Genomic DNA, 21,540 nt, shown 5'->3' with positions numbered 1-21,540 from the left:
CCGAGAAAAGACGCAATTATGAAAGCCTCCATTTTAGTAAAATTGGAAACTCTGGTTGAACGCTACGAAGAAGTTCAACATCTACTTGGTGACCCTGGTGTCATCGGTGACCAAGACAAGTTCCGCGCTCTTTCTAAAGAGTACTCTCAGCTTGAAGAAGTGACGAAGTGTTTCCAAGCCTACCAGCAAGCGCAAGACGATCTTGAAGCTGCGGAAGAGATGGCAAAAGAAGACGATGCTGAGATGCGCGAAATGGCTCAAGAAGAGATCAAAGAAGCGAAAGCGTCGATCGAAAACCTGGCGGATGAGCTACAAATTCTTCTGCTACCAAAAGATCCAAACGATGAGCGCAACTGTTTCCTAGAAATCCGTGCTGGCGCGGGTGGCGACGAAGCGGGTATCTTCGCGGGCAACCTTTTCCGTATGTACTCTAAATTTGCTGAGAAGAAAGGCTGGCGCGTTGAGGTAATGAGCTGCAACGAGTCTGAGCAAGGCGGTTACAAAGAGATGATCGCAAAAGTATCGGGTGATTCTGTCTACGGTACAATGAAGTTCGAATCCGGTGGTCACCGCGTACAGCGTGTCCCAGAAACTGAGTCTCAAGGCCGTGTACATACGTCAGCATGTACTGTTGCTGTCATGCCTGAGATCCCAGAAGCCGACCTACCAGAAATCAAAGCCGCAGATCTTAAGATCGATACCTTCCGTGCATCTGGCGCGGGTGGTCAGCACGTTAACACCACGGATTCTGCAATTCGTATTACTCACTTGCCAACAGGTACTGTGGTTGAGTGTCAGGATGAGCGTTCACAGCATAAGAACAAAGCGAAAGCGATGGCTGTGCTAGCAGCACGTATTGTGCAAGCAGAAGAAGCACGCCGCGCAGCTGAAGTTTCGGATGCTCGTCGTAACCTACTAGGTTCTGGTGACCGTAGTGACCGTATTCGTACTTACAACTACCCGCAAGGCCGCGTATCGGACCACCGTATCAACTTAACGCTCTACCGCTTGAACGAAGTGATGGAAGGTGATTTGGCAAGCCTTATCGACCCAGTACTTCAAGAGCACCAAGCTGATCAGCTCGCAGCGCTTGCAGAGAACAACTAATTCATGTCGTTAGATATGTCGATAGAAGCGGTGCTCAAACGAGCATCGCTTGTTCTTTCTGAGACCAGTAGCGAATCACCAAGCCTTGATGCCGCAGTGCTGCTTTGCCACGCGTTGGGTAAGCCTCGCAGCTATCTCATGACGTGGCCAGAGAAACCGCTGACCGAGTCAGAGCAAATTGCGTTCGAAGAGCTGTTGTCTCGAAGAACCAAAGGCGAGCCCATTGCCTATATCCTAGGGGAGCGAGAGTTCTGGTCCCTATCACTTAACGTTGCTCCAAGCACATTGATTCCAAGACCTGATACCGAACGCCTTGTTGAATTGGCATTGGATAAAGCGATGCAGATTGACGGAGACTTATTGGATTTAGGGACGGGAACCGGTGCAATCGCGTTGGCGTTAGCTTCCGAACTGCCAAAACGCCGCGTAAAAGGTGTTGATTACCAAGAGCATGCGGTGGAGTTGGCGACAGGTAATGCTAAGAAGCTTGATATTTCCAATGCAAGTTTTTCCCAAGGAAGCTGGTTTGAGCCGATTGATGCAGCTCACAAGTTCGCCATTATTGTCTCTAACCCCCCTTATATTGACGAAAATGACCCCCATCTTTCTCAAGGGGATGTTCGTTTTGAACCATCGTCAGCTTTGGTTGCAGAAAATAACGGCTTGGCCGATATAGAAACCATAAGTGCACAAGCACCCAGTTACTTGCTTGATGGTGGCTGGTTGTTGTTCGAACACGGGTTTGAACAAGGTGAGGCGGTTAGAAACATACTAGAAACGAACGGCTTTACTGAGGTCATCACAGAGAAAGACTACGCAAGCAATGATAGAGTGACACTTGGAAAGTGGCACCAATAATAACGAAAAGAAAGTAAGAGAGACGCCAACATGTATGAAGGATTAAAGCATTTTCACCTTTTGACGATAGCGATTTCTGTCGCCTTGTTAACTGTGCGATACGGGTTGCTCATGGCAAATTCACCAAAAGTGAACCTGCCATTTCTAAAGCGTTTCCCACACATTAATGACTCTCTTTTGTTGTTGTCAGGCTTTGGCTTGATTGCATACACAGGGTTTGTTCCTTTCACGGATGCAGCACCGTGGATGACGGAAAAGGTGACCTGCATACTGGCTTACTTTGCCTTGGCCTTTTTCACTATAAAGCTAGCAAAGAACAAATTATTAAGAACGTGTGCCTTCTTTGGCGCGCTGGGATGGCTGATGATGGCTGCGAAGATTGCCATGCTGAAAACGCCATTCCTTATGGGGTAAACCATGATTGAACTGTTTGATGAAGATTTTGATGCGATTGAGTTAGCAGAAGGTGCACTGATCTTAAACAAAGCAGTGGATCCAGAAACGGATCAGCATTGGGCCGAACTAGAATTGGCTAGGCTTGCAGAAGAAGCTGAGCAACAGCTGTTCCATGAAAGAAATGATAAGCAGCGACTCGACTCGCTACTAAGATTGTTTTACACCGAATGGCAATTTAAAGGTGACCACGACGAGTACTTCTCGTCGGATAACGCCTTCATTGATAAGGTGCTTGAGCGTCGAAAGGGTGTACCTGTTAGCCTAGGTTCTATCTTGCTCTACCTTGGTCACAAGCTTGGCTTGCCGCTGGAAGCGGTGACGTTCCCAACGCAATTTTTAGTCAAGGTTTGTTGGCCAAATGAAGCGCCGGTATACATCAATCCTTATGATGGTGAATACGTCAGTAAAAAGCGCCTGCAAGCTTGGCTAATTGGCCATGAAGGTCCTTTGGCAAAGCTAGAGGCTAAACACCTAGAAACGGTCGATAACCCAACGGTAATTGGTCGCTGGTTGGCGCTGCTTAAGAGCGCGCTATTGCGTGAAGAAAAGTATACGCTCGCGCTGCGTTGTACTGATCTTGCATTAACCTTTGTTCCAGACGATCCTTATGAAATCCGCGATCGTGGCTATATTTACCAACAGCTGGATTGCCATCAAATAGCGGCGAGCGATTTTCAGTACTTCATCGATCAATGTCCCGATGACCCAGCTATCGAATTATTGAAAACGCAGGTGTCAGCTATCAGCCGCACCCCTGTGACTCTTCACTAAACTCAGAGAATAACAACATGGAAATGAAAACTGTACACGTGGGTGATATCCCAGTCGCGAACGACAAGCCTTTTACGCTGTTCGCGGGTATGAACGTATTGGAATCACGCGATCTTGCGATGCAGATCTGTGAGCACTATGTGAAGGTTACTGAGAAACTTGGCATTCCTTACGTTTTCAAAGCGTCTTTCGATAAGGCGAACCGTAGCTCAGTTCATTCTTACCGAGGCCCAGGCTTGGAAGAAGGTATGAAAATCTTCCAAGAGCTAAAAGATACGTTTGGCGTGAAAATCATTACTGATGTTCATACCGAAGCGCAAGCACAGCCAGTGGCGGATGTAGTTGATGTTATTCAGCTACCAGCGTTCCTAGCTCGTCAGACTGATCTTGTTGAAGCGATGGCAAAAACGGGTGCGGTTATTAACGTTAAGAAGCCTCAGTTCATGAGCCCAGGTCAAGTTGGCAACATCGTTGATAAGTTTGCAGAATGTGGTAACGACAACATTATTCTTTGTGAGCGTGGCTCATGCCATGGCTACGATAACCTAGTCGTTGATATGCTTGGTTTCGGTGTAATGAAAAAAGCATCAAATGGCAGCCCAATCATCTTTGATGTGACTCACTCGCTTCAGATGCGTGATCCTTCTGGTGCGGCTTCTGGCGGTCGCCGTGAGCAGACTGTAGAACTTGCTAAAGCGGGTTTGGCGACTGGCATTGCAGGTCTGTTTATTGAGGCTCACCCAAATCCAGATAAAGCACTATGTGACGGCCCTTCTGCATTACCATTGGATAAACTAGAACCATTCCTAGCGCAGATGAAGGCACTCGATGACCTGATTAAAGGCTTTGAGCACATCGATATTAAATAGGTTCTAACGTTACCTAGTCAAAAGCCAGCTTGAATTTAGCTGGCTTTTTTATGTTCACTATTTGTGTTGAGCAATCGTTTCTTCGCAGAAAAAACACCCTCCAGCCACTGAATACCTACCACTATTCCTCTGCTATCTATTACAGTTTCATAGCGCTTAATTACATTACTGATAATAATGCCAGCTGATGTATATCAACTTGTGATATAGATTACATAAAAGTGAAATCGTAATGTTATGTTTAAACGCTTACTTTAAACTAACGCAAATTTTGTCGATGTTTTTCTTAGTCTTACAACACAACAGATCGGCAAAATATGAGCAAACCCAATATGCTCAAGGCAGTGGTTCCCAAAAAATTAAAGGTATGACAATGAAAAAAAGCCTTATGTTTAAGTCCGTGCTAAGCGCGGCTATCATCGCGTCATTAGCAGGATGCGCAACTCAACCAGAGCAAGAATGGAATGCTGATGAGACTTATAAGCTAACGATTCTTCATACCAATGACCATCACGGTCGCTTCTGGCAAAACAAATACGGCGAGTATGGTATGGCAGCGCGTAAAACGCTGATTGACCAGATTCGTGCTGATGTAGAAGCGGAAGGTGGCAGTGTATTACTGCTGTCAGGTGGTGATATCAATACGGGTGTTCCTGAGTCTGACCTTCAGGATGCAGAACCGGACTTTAAAGGCATGAGCATGATTGGTTACGATGCAATGGCATTGGGTAACCATGAGTTCGATAACCCGCTGGAAGTCCTGTTTAAGCAGAAAGAGTGGGCAAACTTCCCAATGCTGTCTGCCAATATCTATGACAAGAAAACCGGTGAGCGTTTGTTCGATGCTTACCACATGTTTGATAAGCAAGGCATTAAGATTGCGGTTATCGGTCTAACGACTGAAGACACGGCAAAAATCGGCAACCCTGAGTACATCGGTGGTATTGAGTTCCGCGACCCGAAAGTAGAAGCTAAAAAACTGATTGCCGAGCTTAAAGAAACAGAAAAACCCGATCTTATTTTCGCGGTAACTCACATGGGTCACTACGAGAACGGTCAGCGTGGTGTGAACGCACCGGGTGACGTTGCGCTTGCTCGCTACTTGAACGAAGGCGACCTCGATATGATCGTTGGTGGTCACTCTCAAGAGCCTGTATGTATGGAAGGTCCAAACGTCGTGAAGAAGAACTTCAAGCCAAGCGACGAGTGTAAACCAGATATCCAAAATGGTACTTGGATTGTTCAAGCGTACGAGTGGGGCAAATATGTCGGTCGTGCCGACTATGAGTTCAAAAATGGCGAGCTGAATATGGTGAGCTATGACCTTATTCCAGTGAACCTGAAGAAGAAAGTAAAAGTTGACGGTAAGAAACAGCGTGTTCTTGTTGAAGATGAGATCAAGCAAGATGCAGAACTGCTGGCCTTCTTGACTCCGTTCCAAGAGAAAGGTCAGGAGCAACTCGGTGCTAAGATTGGTGAAACCAATGGCAAGCTGGAAGGCGACCGTAATGTGGTTCGCTTTAGCCAAACCAATCTAGGTCGTCTAATTGGTACTGCTCACATGGAGCGTGCTAAAGCCGATTTTGCGGTGATGAACTCAGGCGGTGTACGTGACTCAATCGCAGAAGGCGATGTGACGTACAAAGATGTGCTGATTGTTCAGCCATTTGGCAACATCATTACTTACACTGACATGACAGGTGCAGAAGTTCTTGATTATCTCAATGTTGTCGCAACCAAACCTGTTGATTCTGGTGCCTATGCGCAGTTCGCCGGTATTTCAATGACTGTCGATAAGGACCAAGTATCTGACGTGGTTATCAACGGCAAAGCTCTTGACCCCAAAGCCACTTACCGCTTCACGGTACCGAGCTTTAACGCAGCGGGTGGTGACGGCTATCCGAAACTAACAGGTCACCCTGGCCACGTAAACACGGGCTTCGTCGATGCTGAAGTATTGAAAGACTACCTAGAAGCAAATAGCCCGATCGATGTGAATAAGTACCAGCCTAAAGGCGAAATTGTCTATAAGAACTAGACATTAACGGGTTTTTATTCAATAAATAGAGCGGTGCCAATTGGCACCGTTTTTTTGTTTTGCGAGTAAGCATAGACTCGCCACGTCGTGCATTTTGGAGTAGGCAATGACACCAGCAATCAATCTGGCAAAGAAGAAGAAAATCACCCACACCGTGCATCAATATGATCATGACCCACGCCATGAAAGCTATGGACTGGAAGCGGTCGAGGCGTTAGGGCAAGATCCAGAAAGTGTCTTCAAAACGCTGCTGTTCGCCATTAACGGTGAGCCCAAAAATCTAGCGGTTGCCGTCATACCTGTTGAAGAAAAACTGAATCTGAAACTTGCAGCCAAGGCGGCTGGTGGCAAAAAAGCAGACATGGCAGACAAAGACATTGCTCAGAAGACGACAGGGTACGTGCTTGGAGGCATTAGTCCACTAGGGCAGAAAAAAGCACTGCCAACGTTTATTCATAGCACGGCACAAGACCGCGATACCATGTGTGTGAGTGCGGGCAAAAGGGGATTGGAGATTGAGTTAGCACCATCCGATTTGGCAGCGCTAACTCGAGCTAAGTTTGTTAATCTCTGTGAGGCCTAACAGCGGTTATTATGCCGCTTACTTTTTCAGAGATAGGGTTCCACCGACACGCGGCTTACGTTGCCCCGAATCAGACTGTCCCGCTTTAGGGTTCACTGGTCGCTTGTTGTTTGGCTTTGAAGGGCGAGACTTATTACCTGATTGGTTTGGCTTACGCTGACTAGGCTTGCCACCACGACTGCTTTCGTTACGGCCATTCTCAGAGTCTGAGTGGCGACGTTTGCTCGGACCACGACGGTACTCATCCGCGCCATGACCAGAATAGGTCTTCATCTTGTCGCGCTTACCTTCACGCTCTTTGTCACGTTTGGCCTCGCGGCGCGCATCATGCAGTTTTGCATCAGTTGCCTTAGTGATGTGGCGACCTTTTGCATCTTTACGAGAGGCTTCTTCAGTGCTGACGGAGCCTTCACACATACGCAGGATCTCGGCAACTTCTTCATCAGAGAGGTAGCGCCATTTTCCGTTCGGGATCCCATCGATTGAGATATTCATGATACGCACACGGCGCAGCTTAAGGACGTCATAACCCAAAGCTTCACACATACGACGGATCTGACGGTTAAGCCCCTGCGTTAGCGTAATACGAAATGAGAACTTGGTCTCTTGCTCGACCTTACACGGTAGAGTAACCGTATCTAAGATAGCGACACCCGCGCCCATTTTCTTGATGAAGTCCTTGGTGATTGGCTTGTCGACACGAACCACGTACTCTTTCTCGTGGTTATTACCAGCGCGCAGGATCTTATTGACGATATCGCCGTCATTGGTCAAGAAAATAAGACCATCAGATGGCTTGTCCAGGCGACCGATAGGAAAGATACGCTTGTGGTGGCCGACGAAGTCAACGATGTTTCCAGGGACGTCACGTTCTGTCGTACACGTGATGCCTGTCGGCTTATTCAGAGCGATATAGATTGGTTTCTCTTTACTGCGAACTGGCTTGCCATCAATCTCAACATTATCACTCGGCATAACCTTAGTGCCCATTTCTGGCACCTTGCCGTTAATCGTCACGCGTTGTTGCTCAATGAGCCTATCCGCTTCACGACGCGAGCAAAAGCCCGTTTCACTGATGTATTTGTTGAGACGTTTTCCGTCAGCAGAGTTCGACATGCGAAGTAATCACTCTATGTTGGTCTGATTTAAAGGTCGCGTATTTTATACCCAACTTGGCGTTAAGTCACTTAACTCATGCGTTTTTGATGACGTTCGCGGTTTTCAAGCTTCTTCTCTTGGCTCTTTCTAAGCATGACATAGACAGCGCCACTACCGCCATGGAAGCGTTGAGCACTGTGAACACACTGTACATCCTTAATCTGAGTCAGCCAGTTAGCCAAGTAACTTTTCATCAAGGCAGGCGGATTAGAACGTTCACCACGGCCATGGACTATGATGACAGTTCGAATGTCCATTCGCATGCATTGTTGCAAGAATTTAATGACCTCATCACGCGCTTCTTTGAGAGTGCGGCGGTGTAAGTCGAGTTTTGCCTGTAGAGGATATTTACCAAGTCGAAGTTTCCGGTAAACCCCTTCCTGAACGCCGTCACGTTTGAACTCTATGATGTCATCGGGTTTCACCATAGGGGCGAAATCGATAGAGAGGTATTCAGGGTCTTGTTCAGAGAGCCACAGCGCAGCCTGACGTTTTGCCAGTTGCGAGTCAGATACTTGGTGGGACTTTTTTAATTCGACGGTGTCGTTTTGAATAGGCTTTACATCGCCCATCATTTGTTGAAATAGGTCTAGATCATCGTCTTGAGACATAACTGCATCTCGAATAAGCCAATTTATTTGGAGTATATACGAAGTCGAGCAAAAAGTGAGAGCAATAAAAAACCGGAGTGAACAGGCGATCCACTCCGGTGCATAGCAGTTTTCTATTCAAAAAATAGAAGCTAAGCGATTCTAGTGAGGAGATTTGTCATTCATTACCTTATAAATGAAGAAAGCACCGTAAAACAGCATTAAACCAAACGCTCCAAAGATAACGATCATTGAAGAGAGGCCTACTGCATTACCAAATAGGAGATCAAGCCAAAAATCCATGTTTCCTCCAAAAAGTAGTGATGACAGGGTTACGTTAACGGTTGGTTTAAAAGTGAACACTGATCTGGATCAATTGTACTCGGAGTGTTAATAACCTGTATGTGAGTGTGTGTATACGGTCACATTTTTCGTGCTTCTGGCTAGTTGATGAGCAAACAGAGCTGTTTTGGAAAAAAGATGCCACAAAAGCCTTGCGCGCCTGAGAATTATCAGTAATATACGCATCCGTTGACGGGCAATAAGCCACTCAGCAATCTCGGTGAATAGCGCAGCTTGGTAGCGCATCTGGTTTGGGACCAGAGGGTCGGGGGTTCGAATCCCTCTTCACCGACCACTTTCAAAAAAACCTCGCTAATCAGCGAGGTTTTTTGCATTTAACTATCTGAAAAAATGAGATATTAAGAATGCGCATGCGGGTCGGGGGCTGGAAGCCCAGTCGTCGAGTGTCGAACCAATCAAATCCCTCTTCACCGACCACTTTTAGAAAAGCCTCGCTATTCAGCGAGGCTTTTTGCGTTTTGGCGAAAAGTAATCTTGTAAACGATGTGCCCGGTTTGTACAGATGTCCGGTTTGTATAAAAGCCCACTGCACGGCGATAACTAAAAATAGGCGATGTGACGCTAAAAGCTTAAGCTACAACAACCTCACGGCGTGCCATTACCTTACCAATAACACCTTCCACACCCAGCACCGCAAAGATAATTGCGAAGAAGGCAACCACACCACCAAACGCACCAGTAAATGCAACATGCTGACCAAACAGAAGGGCAATAACAGCCATTGCGACAAACTTAGAGCCCACCAAAATAATGTATGACGAAACACCTCGTTTCAGTTTTGGTAATGTTTTATGGGTTAGAAAGTGCGATGCCATCACTTTCTCTAGTGAGATAGCCCCTTTTAGCATACTCGCAAGGACAACCGAGGCGAGTACCGCCACTTCCAAACTCGCGATGAAAACCCAATCCCAAGAAGCGTTGAGTAGCAACATTACGATAGTCGTGATAACAGAGCTGATAGCGATATCTTTAAGCATTTTCATAAATTGATTCCTCTTGGAGTTGTTCTTGCTGACAGGGCTAAGGTATCAATTGTGGAGCGGCACCATTTACCATTTTACGCCATCGATAAAGACACTCTGATGTTCTATTGTCACACATTTAGTGGGTTTATTTGACCTTTGTATGAGTGTGGTTATACTGAGGTCAGTTTTGCTCCTATTTGTAAATCTCCCAATCGGGGGACCCCCTGAGAGCGCCAAAATTTCTCAATTTAGATTTGTTCTACCACTGTGACACGAGTCACACATGCAGCTACTTGCTGATGGCTCGTCGTACTTGCCGTATAGGTTCCTATTTAAAGTCATAGACTTTGGTCTATTTGTATGATTAATTGTTATTTGTATGATTAATAGGTGCCCATTCATACATGGTCAAATGCCATGTCAAATCAACGCGTAAGATCAGTGGGTTATGTGTCATCTGTCTAAAAAGAGATAGCTCTATGAATGTAATTATCAATGGTCAAACGTATCTTCTAAGAGAACGCAAAAGCATCCTTGATGTGGCCAAAGATATTAAAGTTGAGGTCCCATCGCTCTGCTCAATCAGTAAGCATGCTGAGAAGCAGTCTTGCGACATGTGCGTCGTTGAAGTCGTTGGTGAAGGCGTGGTCAAAGCCTGTGAGACTCAGATCCAAGATGGGATGACGATAGTGACCGAGTCTGCTCAACTTAATAATCTGCGGCGAGAAGCCCTCAATAAGATCTTTGCTGACCACAATGCTGACTGTGAAGCGCCATGTAAAGTGGCTTGCCCTGCTAACGTTGATATTCAAACCTACTTACACCACATCGCTCAGGCTGATCATCATCAAGCCGTCAAAGTGATTAAAGATACGCTGCCGATGCCAATCTCTATTGGTCGTGTTTGTCCTGCGTTTTGTGAGCATGAGTGTCGACGCAGCTTAGTGGATGAGCCTCTAGCGATTCGCCAGCTTAAACGTCATGCAGCAGATATTGATTTGTCACTGGCTGAGCAGTTTGAACCACCAAAACTGCCGTACAACGGGCACCGCGTAGCGATTGTCGGTGCGGGTCCCGGTGGTCTGGCTTGCGGTTACTATCTGAGTTACCAAGGCTTTGCCGTCGATGTCTTTGAATCAATGCCACAAGCTGGTGGTTGGTTGCGCTATGGCATTCCTGAGTACCGCTTACCAAAAGACATTCTCGATAAAGAAATTGAACTTATGTGTCGCGGCGGGATGCGTATTCATACCAATACGCTTCTTGGCCAAGACGTTTCTCTCGATGAATTGACTGAGAATTATGAAGCGGTATGTTTGGCTGTGGGCGCGACCAAAGCGGTGAACATGCCATATCCCGGCTCCGATCTGGAAGGGTGTATTCTGGGTGTTGATTTTCTCAAAGATCATATGACCGAGAGGCACTTTAGCATTGGTAAAAAAGTCGCCATCATTGGCGGCGGCAATACGGCGATCGACTGCGCGCGAACTGCGGTTCGTGAAGGGGCCGACACGACTATCATCTATCGTCGTACTCGCAACGAGATGCCAGCCGAACTGCATGAGATTGAAGCTGCTGAGCTAGAAGGCGTCAAGTTTAAATTCCTAACTAACCCTAAAGTTAACCATGCAGATACGACAGGTCGTGTTCACTCTATTGAGTTGGAGATCATGGCTCTAGGTGAGCCTGATAGCTCAGGCCGTCGTCGTCCGGTATCAACCGGCGAAACCGAGACCATTGAGTTTGATACGGTAATCTCAGCGCTATCACAAAAGCCTGATACTGAGTTTCTAAAATCTGCAAGACAATCGCTGCCACTGACTGATTGGGGTACAGCGTCTGCTGACAACGACTCCATGCACCATGGCTACAACGTCTACAGTATTGGTGATTTTAGACGTGGTCCTGCTACGGCCATTGAAGCGATTGCCGACGGCAAGAAAGCGGCGGATGCTATTGAGCGCTATATTCTCGAAGGGCACTTTAAACCTGAGCCAGCGCCGTTCAATAGCCGCAAGGCAGAGCGTCTTACTGAGGTTCGTCAAACTGAATACTTACAAGAGCGTGCGAAATCACGAGCAAAAGCGGATCATCTTGATGTAGAGCTTTGTCAGACCAGCTACAAAGAAGTTGAGCTTGGGATGACAGATTCGGATGCTATTGCCGAAGCTGCGCGCTGTCTAGAGTGTGGTTGCCAAGCCAACACTCAGTGCGATCTTCGAGATTATGCTACTGAATATCAGGTCGATTACCGAGAGATTAATACTGAAGAACGCAAGATGTTCCCAGTCGATAAATCCAGTGAGTTCATTGTCTTCGACGCTAACCGCTGTATTAGCTGTGGCTCGTGTGTTCATGCCTGTCAAACCGAGTCGGTGCATGGCATTCTCAACTTCTCTGAATCTTCGCACCGCCCATCGTTCCCAGATGGAGCGACTATGGGGGACAGTAACTGTGTGCAGTGTGGCGCGTGTGTTCAGGTGTGCCCAACTGGGGCGCTTGCCGATAAGCGCGATAAGTCACATAGTCGCGTAGAAATGCTGACGCCGGTGAAAACTATCTGTACTTACTGCGGAGTAGGTTGTCGAGTTGAGCTCTATGTTGATGCTGCCAACAACAAAATCCGCTACGTGAAGGGAGATAAAACCTCACCCGTCAACCAAGGTATGCTTTGCGTGAAAGGACGCTTCGGTTTTGACTTTATACACAGCGAAGAGAGGCTGACCACGCCTCTTATCCGTAAGTCGGGTGAGTTAGTGCCTGCCTCATGGGATGAAACTGTTAGCTATGTCGCCGATAAGCTAAACAAAATTAAGTCTATGTATGGAAGTGACAGTCTTGCTGGCTTCTCTTCAGCGAAAACGACGAATGAAGATAACTACGCATTCCAAAAGCTATTTAGAAGAGAGATTGGTACCAACAATATCGACCATTGTGCGAGGCTTTGTCACTCATCAACGGTGACTGGTCTAGAAGCCTCCTTTGGTAGCGGCGCAATGACCAATGATATTCCGAGCATCGCGCATTCTGACGTTATCTTTATTATCGGCTCAGACACCAGCGCTGCGCACCCAATTATCGCTTCACATATTAAGCAGGCGGTGACGAAGGGCGCGCGCCTGATTGTTGCCGATCCAAAACGTATTGATATGGCTGATCATGCCGAGCTCTATGTGCGCCATCGCCCTGGTACAGATGTCATGCTACTCAATGCCATCATGCATGTGATTGATAAAAATGGCTGGCACGATAGACAGTACATTAACGAGCGCACCGAAGGCTACGATGAGTTCGTTAAAGAGATACGTAAAGATGCCTACAGCCCACGCAATGCAGCACTTGTCACTGGCGTTGCTGAGTTTGATATTGAGCGCCTCGCCGAGTTGATTGGCACCTCGAAGGTGACATCAGTCTATTACTCAATGGGGATCACTCAGCACACTACTGGGCATGATAATGTGCGCTCGATTGCCAACCTGCAAATGCTGTGTGGTAACGTGGGCGTTGAAGGCGGCGGTATTAATCCGCTTCGCGGTCAATCCAATGTTCAGGGCTCTTGCGATATGGGTGCCTTGCCGACCGATTACCCTGGCTATCAAAAGGTGACCAATCCAGACGTGCAGGCAAAGTTTGCCAAAGCTTGGAATTCAGACACTCTGCCTAAAGAGCGTGGTAAGACACTGACTGAAATCATCGATGGCGCTTGCGACGGTGATATCAAAGCGCTTTACGTGATGGGTGAGAACCCAGTACTCAGTGACCCAGATCAGGCGCACGCCGTTCATGGATTGAAATCCCTAGACTTCCTCTTGGTTCAGGACATCTTCTTAACCGAAACGGCTGAGCTTGCGGACGTGGTATTGCCGTCCTACTCGTTTGCGGAAAAAGCAGGGCATTTCACCAATACTGAAAGGCGCGTACAACGCTTGGTTCCAGCGGTGCAAGCGCCGGGTGAAGCAAAAGAGGACTGGCGTATTATTCAGTCTATTGCCAATGCAATGGGTGGCGACTGGCAGTACCAAACGGTGCAAGAAATCACTGAGGAAATCGCCGATGTTACGCCGCAATACAGCGGTATTCGCTGGCAGTCGATTGGTAAAAACGGTTTGCAGTGGCCATGTAACGATGTGAAGCCTTTCGGTACTCGCATTATGCATAAGGACCAGTTTATCCGCGGTAAAGGGGCGATGGCTCCAATTCCATTTGAATATGCGGCTGAGCTTCCCGATGACGAGTTCCCAATGATTCTTACCACGGGTCGATTACTCGAGCAGTTCCATACAGGAACTATGACGCGCAAAACCAAAGGGCTGGATAACCTTGCTGGACCACGCATTATGATCAGCGTCGAGGATGCTGAAGCGCTCGGAGTGACCAATGGTCAGGATGTGAAGTTGGTGTCGCGACGTGGTGAGATTTCCGCGCCTGCCTTTGTTACCAAACGGATGCAGCAGGGCGTTGTGTTTGTGCCGTTCCACTTTGCTGAATCGGCAGCGAATAAGCTGACCAATACTGCAACTGACCCGCACGCGAAGATCCCAGAGTTTAAAGTATCTGCAGTGCGGCTTGAGAAGGTCACTCAGGCGGTTCTTTAAATTCGGTCCACGCTTTAGGGATATCGAACGGAGGCAAGCTATTTGGCTTGCCTCTTTTTCCTTTGCGCCACTCTTTTAGCTGATTGACATAGGTGAGGATGTGCGCCACCGCGACAAAAAGCTGATTGGGCACCATTTGGTCTATTTGTGTCGTGTGATAGATAGCACGGGTCAGCTCTGGGCTTTGAACCACTTCGACCTGATGCTTTGCGGCAAGCTCCCTGATGTAAGTGGCCACGTCATCTTTGCCTTTAGCAACCACAAACGGGGCTTCAGCTTGGGTCAGGTCATAGACGAGTGCGACAGAGTAATGAGTTGGGTTGGTCAGTACCACGCTTGCTTTGGGTACTCTTTCATTTGCCCCTCGTTTCGCGTTCTGAGTTTGGATTTGCCGAACACGAGCTTTTACCTCAGGGCGACCTTCTTGTTCCTTGTGTTCATCTTTGACCTCTTGCTTAGTCATCTTCATCTGCTTGGTAAACTCGTAGCGCTGATAAGGGAAGTCAACAAGGCCAAAGACCAGAATCAGTAGCAGAAGATAACCTAGATACTCCACCGTGATTGTGGTGATGGTCGTAATTACCGTATCGAAGGGTGAGCTAACCAGACCAGTAATTACCGCTATGTATCGATCAATTACCCAATAAAGAACGGCAAAAAACAGGGTGACTTTAACGGTATTCTTGGCAAGTTCCACCAAAGACTGGGTAGAGAAAATCCGTTTAAACCCTTTAATCGGACTGATTTTTTCCAGCTTTGGCGCTAGTAGGGTCGGGCTGTACACCCAACCACCGAGCATAGTAGAGCTTATGATAGCGGCGATGACTTGATAGATGAACAGCGGAAAAAACAGCATGATCATGGCAAATAAGGCTTTGCCTACCAACTCGACGATGACATCAAATTTACCCACCACTGATGCGTCAAACTCATAGCAAATCAAGAACAACTCAATAAAGGTCTCGGCAAGGGAGTCGATGCTTAGCACGTAGTAACTCACCACCGCAGTTAGCGTAACGGCTGACACAAAATCCTTGGCTCTAGGGATCTGTCCTTCTCGTTTTGCTTTGGTCAGTTTGTGTTGACTGGGCAGTTCACTCTTATCGCCACTGTCCTGGTTATCCGCCATTTGGAAGCCTCAATATATAATTGAGATGGCGATTCAACTCCAACGCGAGCTCGAAGTAGTGATCACCAATCCCGGTCAAAGATGCCATCATGGCAAACAGCCCGAGCAGCATGGTCATTGGGAAACCCAGCGCAAACACATTCAAAGCGGGTGCGGCCTTGTTCATTAAACCAAAGGTAATATTGCTTAGTAACATCACCACAATGGCGGGCATGGCGACAAGCAGACCAGTAGCAAACATCCACGAGACCATCTTCAACACATAGTCGATACTGCTAAACGGAAACAGTGAATCCAAAGGCCAATGGGTGAAACTCTGTTTAAGTTGCAGTAAGACAATTAAGTGACCATCAATAGACAGGAACAGCAGCATAGCGGTTATAAACATGATGCGACCGATAATGGCGATGCTGACGCCATTCGCTGGGTCATTCATGATGGCCATCGCAAGTCCCATCTGCATGGAAATAGCTTGACCAGCAATAGAAAAAATCGTGAAGAAAATCATCACCGAGAAACCGATGAGGAAGCCAAATACCAGTTGGTAGAGAGTGAAAATGATGGCATCGATAGAAAATGGATTAAACGGAGGGACCGTATTGATCATGGGAGCAAGTAACAGTGAAAACACGAACGCAAATAAAATCTTAACGCGCATGGGTATCGCTTTATCGCCAAAAAATGGCGCGATTAAAAATAGCCCAGTAAGCCGCACGAATGGCCACCAAATCAACCCCAGCCACTGAGTAAGTTCCGTAAAGGTGATGGTCATGATATCAACCTACTTCGGCGGGAATGGCACTGAATACGAACAGAAACAAATCTGTGATTTCTTGTAGCAACCAATGCCCAGCCAGAATAATAGTGAGCAGAGTGACCAGCAAGCGTGGCAAGAAACTCAGTGTTTGTTCGTTTACCTGGGTGACGGCTTGGAAAATAGCGACTACCAAACCTACGACTAGGCTTGGCAGGATAAGGACAGACACCATCAATAAGATGACGCTAATGGCGTGACCAACGAGTGTCACCGCTTGTTCTGGGCTCATGTGCTCACCCAAAAGCTATTGGCAAGGCTTCCCATGAGTAGCCCCCACCCATCAACGATGACAAAAACCAGCAGCTTAAACGGTAGTGAGACAATGAGCGGTGACAGCATCATCATCCCCATCGACATCAATACAGATGCGACCACTAAATCGATGACCAAGAAGGGTAAAAACAGCATAAAGCCAATTTGAAATGCGACCTTTAGCTCACTCAGCAGGTAGGCAGGAAGCAGGATAAGAAACGGGATGTCATCTTCATCCACCATCTGAGTTTCACCTGCGATCTTTGTAACTTGCTCGAGTGCTTTTCGCTGTGTTTGATCGAGCATGTATCGGCGTAGCGGACCTTCAGCGGCTTTGAGTGACTGTGCTAATGTCGCCTCTCCTGTGCTGTAAGGTAGGTAGGCGTCATCGTAAATTTTGCTCCAAACAGGACGCATGATCAGCAGCGTGAAAATAAGCGCAATGCCAACCAATACTTGATTGGGGGGCGTTTGTTGTAGCCCCAATGCTTGGCGAAGGATCGCCAACACGATGACAATACGAGTGAAACTGGTACACATGATGACAAACGCAGGAACAAAGCTAAGCAGCGTCATTAATATCAGGATCTGCAGTTTGACACTGTACTCTGTGCCTTGCTCCCCCTGAGTTTCAGTGAGGATCGTCAATCCCTCAGCCAATGCGACCTGCGGTGAAATACAAAGCAGGGCGAAAAGCAGCAGGGTTTGTCCGAGTGTCGTCCGTGACATAGCAGCACTTATTGGTTGGGTTTCTTGATGATACTCAGCAGTCTTACCCCGTACTGCCCATTTTTAGAGACGATTTCTCCGGTACCAAATGAGGTCCCATTTATCTTGATATCCACTGGGTCCCCCTCATGTTTTTCCAACATCACAACGCTACCGGATTTCAGATTAAGGAGTTCGTCTAAGATCAACGTTTTGCGAGCAACCTCGACGGTGATGTCGACAGGAATGCTCTTAAGCAGGTTGACACTGCTTGCCGGAGCGGTGGCGTGATCAGAGTGGATCCCGTCATCGTCAAGATCGTTGAGGTCCAAGTCGAGATCGTCAAGATCAGGCAGTTCATCTTGCAGGTTCATATCTTCGATGGAGACATCAATGTCTCGTGTTGGTTTATCATCAGCCATCGATCTTTACTCCCAGTTCTGAATCAATCGTTTGCAGTTTGCCAAAAAAAGTAGGATGCCCGTTCACTTTGACGGTGAGGTTTTTGCACAATGTCAGAGGGAGTACGTCACCGGGCACCAGTTTGGAAAGTTCATGCAGTGTGCATTGACCGTGCAGCAAGACGCAGCCCATCTCGACGGGTTGATACCGCAGGGTATTGAGAATCTCATCTCGATCAAATGTCTCATTGTTGCCCAGCATCTCACGCAGTTTTTTCACATAACGATCGTCAATGAGGATAACAATCGATAGCTCTTTGTGATCAAACTGGAACGTGATACGAACGCCAACGTTAGAGGGTTCGTGATCAGTATTATCAATAAGATAGTGCTTAGCATCTGCCGTCATCGTATTGGCCAGTGCCATTGAAAATTTCTGAAAAAGGCGCAGATGAGTCTGAGTTAATTCTGAGGCAGAACTCGCTAGATGTTTTGGTTCTTCTGGCGTGTCGCTGCTCAGGTGCCGGTGGAGTAACACATCCAGATTTTGTGGCTCAATGTAGAAAAAAATATTACCGAACTCTTCGATGTTCAGCACAGACTTGACGGAATTCTCCGGATAATCGCTCGCTTGCGAAAAAGTGACCTTAGTGTGTCTACCAGCAAAATTAAACTTGAATAAATCAATCACTTCATTGGAAAAATGGCTGGTGTGCTTAAGTAAAAACTTCCGCATTTTGACATTTGGATTACCAAATTCAGTTAATAGAATTTTCTCCATGTCAAGTATTCCTTTGTTGTTTTTGAGCGTGTTCTCAAATTTGACACGATAATTTACATTAACTATAGGTTATAGGGTTTCCATTTCAAATTAATATGACTTTGCGCTGCGAGGGCAAGAGGCATGATTGACTTAGACCAAGCGTTGGGCGTGCACCCACAAATGGTGCAGTTCAGATTAGACAGAGCGAGCGTACTAAGCTCAAACATCGCTAATGTGGATACGCCAAACTACAAGTCGGTTGATGTGTCGTTTAATGCCGTTTTGACGGGTATCGGTACCAGTAAAACATGGCAAGTCGATAGCCAAATGCTGTATCGGATACCTGTACAAAGAACGCGCGACGGCAACACGGTGGAGTTGGAAGCAGAGCAAGCGAGATTTGCTAAGAATGTGATGGACTACCACCAGAGTCTCGCTTTTTTGCAGTCAAAGATTAACGGCTTAAAGTCCGCCATTAAAGGGCAATAAAAACAACGTTAGGAAGTTGGCTAACTAAGTAGGGATACTATGTCTTTCTTCGGAATTTACGAGACGGCAGGGTCAGCGATGACTGCTCAAACCGTCAGGCTTAATACCATCTCCAGCAATCTGGCGAACGCGGATTCAGTGTCTGGCGATCCTGCCAAAGTTTACAAACCACTCAAGCCGATCTTCTCGTCAATCTACAATCAGTTTGACTCCAAGCTGTCTCAAAATCTGGGGGCTCATCAAGGCATTGTTCCGATCCGTATTGCTGATGTGGTAGAGGTTTCTTCTGTGACGGAAGAGCGATTCGAACCTGATAACCCGCTTTCAAATGACGAAGGCTACGTCTACTACTCAGGGATAAACGTGGTGAATGAGATGGCAGATATGATGTCGGCGACTCGAAGCTTTGAAGCCAGTGTGGAAGTGCTTGGCAATGCCAAATCCATGCAGCAGTCATTGCTTGGTTTGTGGCGCAATCAGTCGTAACTAAGTAAGGCTACTGTAGCTCGATGAGTCAAACTGGACATCTTTAAAGGATAATCAAGACGATGGCAACGATATCAGGTGCAGCGCAGGTCAATACCATTGAGTCAGCCTCGACTGCGGCGCCTCAGACCAATCCAAATAGTGGTGAAGCGTTAAAAAACGAGTTCATAACTTTGATGGTGGCTCAGATAGAGAATCAAGATCCACTGAATCCAACGGATGGCACTGAGTATGTCTCTCAGCTCGCGCAGTTTTCTCAGGTAGAGAGTACCGAAAATCTGGTGCAATTGATGCAGTCAAATACGGCGATGCTCGATAACTTACAGGTACTGAGTACCGCTGGTTTGGTAGACAAAAGTGTGACGGTTCGAAGCGATCAGCTTCAGATGACACCATCTAGTGTTAATCAAGGCTATATCGAACTGCTCGCTCCTTCAAATACAGTCACGATTGAGCTCTTAGATAGCGCGGGCAACGTGACACAGATACCGCTGGGTCCTAAATCTGCTGGGCAAGTGAATTTCACTATTGATGCGCAGCAGCATGGACTAAACGGTCACTATCAAATGCGAGTAAGCCTAGATAGTGGACAAAGCTATTCCCCGACCATCTTTCAGCACGGTACGGTAGCGAAGGTGACGACACCTGCCATGGATGGGACTAGCCATTTAGAGGTTGAAGGGATTGGGCGTGTTGCTTTTTATGACGTGGCGGCTTTTTCGCAGTAACTGCTTGAGCTAATCAGAAAGGTTTAATTTTCGCTTTTACTATTTTGAACTGAATTTTGGCGCTCTTTTTTGTTTGGCGCCGTGGTAAGTAAGATGACGGCTGTCGTTCTCCAATAGGACATAGAGCCAGGAGATAGCCTCTTTAGGAATGAAGAGGATGACATTATGAGTTTTAGTATTGCATTGAGCGGGCTAAATGCCTCCAACTCAGAGCTCAATACCATTTCAAACAACATCGCCAATGTTTCGACATCGGGCTTTAAAGAGTCACGGACCGAATTTGCTTCTGTTTATAGCGGAAGCGAAGCGGGCGGTGTTGAGGTTGTTGGCGTGTCTCAGAACTTTGAGAAAAGCGGCACGGTCACGGGGACAGGGCGATCGCTCGATATGGCATTGAGTGGCAATGGCTTCTTTGTGCTCGAAGACAACAAAGGCCAAACCCTTTATACCCGTTCTGGTATTTTTAATATGAACGCGGACGGGCAGATCATTGCTAACAATGGCGCAGCCCTTAAAGGTTATTCGGTCGATGGGAACAACAACCTGATGTTAGGCTCTGTGGGTACGGTGCAAATCAGTACCGCGTCATTACAAGCCAAGGCAACGGACAGCATCGACTTTGTTGCTAACTTAGATGCACGAGAAAATGTACCTACCAGTGCGACGTTCGACCCAACGGATTCAAATAGCTACAACCACTCCTATACCACGCCCGTTTTTGATTCACTAGGTAATCCACACACCGTAAGCCAATATTTTGTGAAGACTGCTAACACCAATGAGTGGAACTTATACGTCTATGTTGATGGTGTTCAAGCTGATTTGGATGGCAGTGGCACCGCGGACGCATCGGACGTTGAAACCGTGGTGTTTGGCAATGATGGTACGCTTGATTTAGGTGCAGCGAGCAATACGCTAACGGTGGATGGCAACTACAACATCCCAGTGACTCTAGCGCCAGTTGCCAGCAATCTTGACATTAATGTGGACCTAGCGAGCATTACTCAATACGGCAGTGATTTTGTTGTGTCAAAGAATAGCCCTAATGGCTATACCTCCGGCGACTATGCCAGCGTTCGAATGGAAAACGATGGCAAGATCTACGCGACCTATACCAATGGCCAATCACAGCTTCAGGGTCAGGTTGTGCTTGCTAACTTCGCCTCTCCTCAGAATTTGATTAAAACCAGTGATACTGCTTGGCTGCAAAGTTTCAGCTCCGGCACGCCTGTGCTGGGTACTGCTGGGAGTGGCGTATTTGGTGACTTGACCTCGGGCGCGCTAGAAGGTTCAAACGTTGACTTAACCTCCGAGTTGGTGGCGTTAATGACCGCGCAGCGAAATTACCAGGCGAATACCAAATCGATCTCAACCTCAGATCAATTGACTCAAGCGCTATTTAACGTGGTGTAGA

22 protein-coding genes and 1 tRNA gene are annotated in these 21,540 nt (G+C 47.2%); 13 read left to right on the top strand and 10 right to left on the bottom strand.

Annotated elements, in window-relative coordinates; translation table 11 throughout:
- The first annotated feature begins 18 nt into the window (after positions 1–18).
- From prfA to ybaK, 7 genes are all read left to right on the top strand, one after another.
- The gene (gene prfA / locus LY387_RS12260; protein WP_234494333.1) at positions 19–1,107 is read left to right on the top strand and encodes a peptide chain release factor 1; all 1,089 of its coding nucleotides are present in this window, start codon (positions 19–21) and stop codon (positions 1,105–1,107) included.
- Between the two features lie 3 nt (positions 1,108–1,110).
- Positions 1,111–1,965 (top strand): peptide chain release factor N(5)-glutamine methyltransferase, encoded by an 855-nt coding sequence (prmC, locus tag LY387_RS12255; protein WP_234494332.1) that lies wholly within the window; start codon positions 1,111–1,113, stop codon positions 1,963–1,965.
- 30 nt (positions 1,966–1,995) lie between these two features.
- Positions 1,996–2,379, top strand: a complete 384-nt coding sequence (locus LY387_RS12250; RefSeq protein ID WP_234494331.1) for a SirB2 family protein — start codon at positions 1,996–1,998, stop codon at positions 2,377–2,379.
- A 3-nt stretch (positions 2,380–2,382) separates the two neighbouring features.
- Entirely contained in the window at positions 2,383–3,192 is an 810-nt protein-coding gene (locus tag LY387_RS12245) for a SirB1 family protein (RefSeq protein ID WP_234494330.1), read from the top strand.
- A gap of 17 nt (positions 3,193–3,209) precedes the next feature.
- A complete protein-coding gene (gene kdsA / locus LY387_RS12240) occupies positions 3,210–4,061 on the top strand; it encodes a 3-deoxy-8-phosphooctulonate synthase (protein ID WP_234494329.1) in 852 nt (283 codons plus the stop codon).
- 373 nt (positions 4,062–4,434) lie between these two features.
- Positions 4,435–6,099, top strand: coding sequence for a bifunctional UDP-sugar hydrolase/5'-nucleotidase UshA (ushA, locus tag LY387_RS12235; RefSeq protein WP_128650559.1), 1,665 nt, complete (start codon positions 4,435–4,437; stop codon positions 6,097–6,099).
- A gap of 106 nt (positions 6,100–6,205) precedes the next feature.
- The gene (gene ybaK, locus LY387_RS12230; RefSeq protein WP_042473943.1) at positions 6,206–6,682 is read left to right on the top strand and encodes a Cys-tRNA(Pro) deacylase; all 477 of its coding nucleotides are present in this window, start codon (positions 6,206–6,208) and stop codon (positions 6,680–6,682) included.
- A gap of 18 nt (positions 6,683–6,700) precedes the next feature.
- Here ybaK and rluF read toward each other — a convergent pair whose 3' ends face one another.
- The 3 genes from rluF to LY387_RS12215 form a co-directional block, all read right to left on the bottom strand.
- Positions 6,701–7,798, bottom strand: coding sequence for a 23S rRNA pseudouridine(2604) synthase RluF (gene rluF, locus LY387_RS12225; protein WP_326491995.1), 1,098 nt, complete (start codon positions 7,796–7,798; stop codon positions 6,701–6,703).
- A 71-nt stretch (positions 7,799–7,869) separates the two neighbouring features.
- Positions 7,870–8,451, bottom strand: coding sequence for a DNA endonuclease SmrA (gene smrA / locus LY387_RS12220; RefSeq protein ID WP_042473948.1), 582 nt, complete (start codon positions 8,449–8,451; stop codon positions 7,870–7,872).
- Positions 8,452–8,592: 141 nt separating this feature from the next.
- Positions 8,593–8,733 (bottom strand): DUF3149 domain-containing protein, encoded by a 141-nt coding sequence (locus LY387_RS12215; protein ID WP_042473952.1) that lies wholly within the window; start codon positions 8,731–8,733, stop codon positions 8,593–8,595.
- Positions 8,734–8,990: 257 nt separating this feature from the next.
- On the opposite strand from LY387_RS12215, the gene LY387_RS12210 reads away from it, so the two are divergent.
- A tRNA-Pro gene (locus LY387_RS12210) sits at positions 8,991–9,067 on the top strand.
- A 295-nt stretch (positions 9,068–9,362) separates the two neighbouring features.
- Here the strand turns inward: LY387_RS12210 and LY387_RS12205 are convergent.
- Positions 9,363–9,776, bottom strand: a complete 414-nt coding sequence (locus tag LY387_RS12205; protein WP_234494328.1) for a hypothetical protein — start codon at positions 9,774–9,776, stop codon at positions 9,363–9,365.
- A 461-nt stretch (positions 9,777–10,237) separates the two neighbouring features.
- On the opposite strand from LY387_RS12205, the gene fdhF reads away from it, so the two are divergent.
- Positions 10,238–14,353, top strand: a complete 4,116-nt coding sequence (gene fdhF / locus LY387_RS12200; RefSeq protein WP_234494327.1) for a formate dehydrogenase subunit alpha — start codon at positions 10,238–10,240, stop codon at positions 14,351–14,353.
- Here the strand turns inward: fdhF and flhB are convergent.
- Genes flhB through LY387_RS12170 form a run of 6 tightly spaced genes read right to left on the bottom strand, consistent with a single transcriptional unit; the run spans position 14,334 to position 18,441 of the window.
- Entirely contained in the window at positions 14,334–15,482 is a 1,149-nt protein-coding gene (gene flhB, locus LY387_RS12195; RefSeq protein WP_234494326.1) for a flagellar biosynthesis protein FlhB, read from the bottom strand. The two genes, fdhF and flhB, sit on opposite strands and share 20 nt — an antisense overlap.
- A complete protein-coding gene (fliR, locus tag LY387_RS12190; protein WP_234494325.1) occupies positions 15,472–16,254 on the bottom strand; it encodes a flagellar biosynthetic protein FliR in 783 nt (260 codons plus the stop codon). The genes flhB and fliR overlap by 11 nt, the downstream gene beginning before the upstream one ends.
- Before the next feature lie 4 nt (positions 16,255–16,258).
- Complete coding sequence (fliQ, locus tag LY387_RS12185; RefSeq protein ID WP_234494324.1) at positions 16,259–16,528, bottom strand: flagellar biosynthesis protein FliQ; 270 nt, start codon at positions 16,526–16,528, stop codon at positions 16,259–16,261.
- Complete coding sequence (gene fliP / locus LY387_RS12180; protein ID WP_234494323.1) at positions 16,525–17,280, bottom strand: flagellar type III secretion system pore protein FliP; 756 nt, start codon at positions 17,278–17,280, stop codon at positions 16,525–16,527. The genes fliQ and fliP overlap by 4 nt, the downstream gene beginning before the upstream one ends.
- An 8-nt stretch (positions 17,281–17,288) precedes the next feature.
- Entirely contained in the window at positions 17,289–17,681 is a 393-nt protein-coding gene (locus LY387_RS12175) for a FliM/FliN family flagellar motor switch protein (protein ID WP_128649150.1), read from the bottom strand.
- Positions 17,674–18,441, bottom strand: coding sequence for a FliM/FliN family flagellar motor C-terminal domain-containing protein (locus LY387_RS12170; protein ID WP_234494322.1), 768 nt, complete (start codon positions 18,439–18,441; stop codon positions 17,674–17,676). The genes LY387_RS12175 and LY387_RS12170 overlap by 8 nt, the downstream gene beginning before the upstream one ends.
- A 123-nt stretch (positions 18,442–18,564) precedes the next feature.
- On the opposite strand from LY387_RS12170, the gene flgB reads away from it, so the two are divergent.
- The 4 genes from flgB (at position 18,565) to flgE (ending at position 21,539) form a co-directional block, all read left to right on the top strand.
- Positions 18,565–18,912, top strand: coding sequence for a flagellar basal body rod protein FlgB (gene flgB / locus LY387_RS12165; protein ID WP_234494321.1), 348 nt, complete (start codon positions 18,565–18,567; stop codon positions 18,910–18,912).
- A 39-nt stretch (positions 18,913–18,951) separates the two neighbouring features.
- Complete coding sequence (gene flgC, locus LY387_RS12160; protein ID WP_128649153.1) at positions 18,952–19,398, top strand: flagellar basal body rod protein FlgC; 447 nt, start codon at positions 18,952–18,954, stop codon at positions 19,396–19,398.
- A 62-nt stretch (positions 19,399–19,460) separates the two neighbouring features.
- Positions 19,461–20,126: a flagellar hook capping FlgD N-terminal domain-containing protein gene (locus LY387_RS12155; protein WP_234494320.1), complete on the top strand. Its 666-nt coding sequence runs from the start codon at positions 19,461–19,463 to the stop codon at positions 20,124–20,126.
- Positions 20,127–20,291: 165 nt separating this feature from the next.
- Positions 20,292–21,539 carry a flagellar hook protein FlgE gene (gene flgE, locus LY387_RS12150; protein ID WP_234494319.1) on the top strand — a complete coding sequence of 416 codons (1,248 nt, stop codon included), beginning with the start codon at positions 20,292–20,294 and terminating at the stop codon, positions 21,537–21,539.
- Position 21,540 lies beyond the last annotated feature (1 nt).

This window comes from Vibrio maritimus (genome assembly GCF_021441885.1).
GTDB lineage: Bacteria > Pseudomonadota > Gammaproteobacteria > Enterobacterales > Vibrionaceae > Vibrio > Vibrio maritimus_B.
This window is presented reverse-complemented; position numbering and strand designations above follow the sequence as displayed.

Bases quoted from the DNA above. Each gene is read 5' to 3' on its own strand.
- prfA (WP_234494333.1), top strand. From the start codon at position 19: ATGAAAGCCTCCATTTTAGTAAAATTGGAAACTCTGGTTGAACGCTAC.
- prmC (WP_234494332.1), top strand. From the start codon at position 1,111: ATGTCGTTAGATATGTCGATAGAAGCGGTGCTCAAACGAGCATCGCTT.
- LY387_RS12250 (WP_234494331.1), top strand. From the start codon at position 1,996: ATGTATGAAGGATTAAAGCATTTTCACCTTTTGACGATAGCGATTTCT.
- LY387_RS12245 (WP_234494330.1), top strand. From the start codon at position 2,383: ATGATTGAACTGTTTGATGAAGATTTTGATGCGATTGAGTTAGCAGAA.
- kdsA (WP_234494329.1), top strand. From the start codon at position 3,210: ATGGAAATGAAAACTGTACACGTGGGTGATATCCCAGTCGCGAACGAC.
- ushA (WP_128650559.1), top strand. From the start codon at position 4,435: ATGAAAAAAAGCCTTATGTTTAAGTCCGTGCTAAGCGCGGCTATCATC.
- ybaK (WP_042473943.1), top strand. From the start codon at position 6,206: ATGACACCAGCAATCAATCTGGCAAAGAAGAAGAAAATCACCCACACC.
- rluF (WP_326491995.1), bottom strand. From the start codon at position 7,798: ATGTCGAACTCTGCTGACGGAAAACGTCTCAACAAATACATCAGTGAA.
- smrA (WP_042473948.1), bottom strand. From the start codon at position 8,451: ATGTCTCAAGACGATGATCTAGACCTATTTCAACAAATGATGGGCGAT.
- LY387_RS12215 (WP_042473952.1), bottom strand. From the start codon at position 8,733: ATGGATTTTTGGCTTGATCTCCTATTTGGTAATGCAGTAGGCCTCTCT.
- LY387_RS12205 (WP_234494328.1), bottom strand. From the start codon at position 9,776: ATGAAAATGCTTAAAGATATCGCTATCAGCTCTGTTATCACGACTATC.
- fdhF (WP_234494327.1), top strand. From the start codon at position 10,238: ATGAATGTAATTATCAATGGTCAAACGTATCTTCTAAGAGAACGCAAA.
- flhB (WP_234494326.1), bottom strand. From the start codon at position 15,482: ATGGCGGATAACCAGGACAGTGGCGATAAGAGTGAACTGCCCAGTCAA.
- fliR (WP_234494325.1), bottom strand. From the start codon at position 16,254: ATGACCATCACCTTTACGGAACTTACTCAGTGGCTGGGGTTGATTTGG.
- fliQ (WP_234494324.1), bottom strand. From the start codon at position 16,528: ATGAGCCCAGAACAAGCGGTGACACTCGTTGGTCACGCCATTAGCGTC.
- fliP (WP_234494323.1), bottom strand. From the start codon at position 17,280: ATGTCACGGACGACACTCGGACAAACCCTGCTGCTTTTCGCCCTGCTT.
- LY387_RS12175 (WP_128649150.1), bottom strand. From the start codon at position 17,681: ATGGCTGATGATAAACCAACACGAGACATTGATGTCTCCATCGAAGAT.
- LY387_RS12170 (WP_234494322.1), bottom strand. From the start codon at position 18,441: ATGGAGAAAATTCTATTAACTGAATTTGGTAATCCAAATGTCAAAATG.
- flgB (WP_234494321.1), top strand. From the start codon at position 18,565: ATGATTGACTTAGACCAAGCGTTGGGCGTGCACCCACAAATGGTGCAG.
- flgC (WP_128649153.1), top strand. From the start codon at position 18,952: ATGTCTTTCTTCGGAATTTACGAGACGGCAGGGTCAGCGATGACTGCT.
- LY387_RS12155 (WP_234494320.1), top strand. From the start codon at position 19,461: ATGGCAACGATATCAGGTGCAGCGCAGGTCAATACCATTGAGTCAGCC.
- flgE (WP_234494319.1), top strand. From the start codon at position 20,292: ATGAGTTTTAGTATTGCATTGAGCGGGCTAAATGCCTCCAACTCAGAG.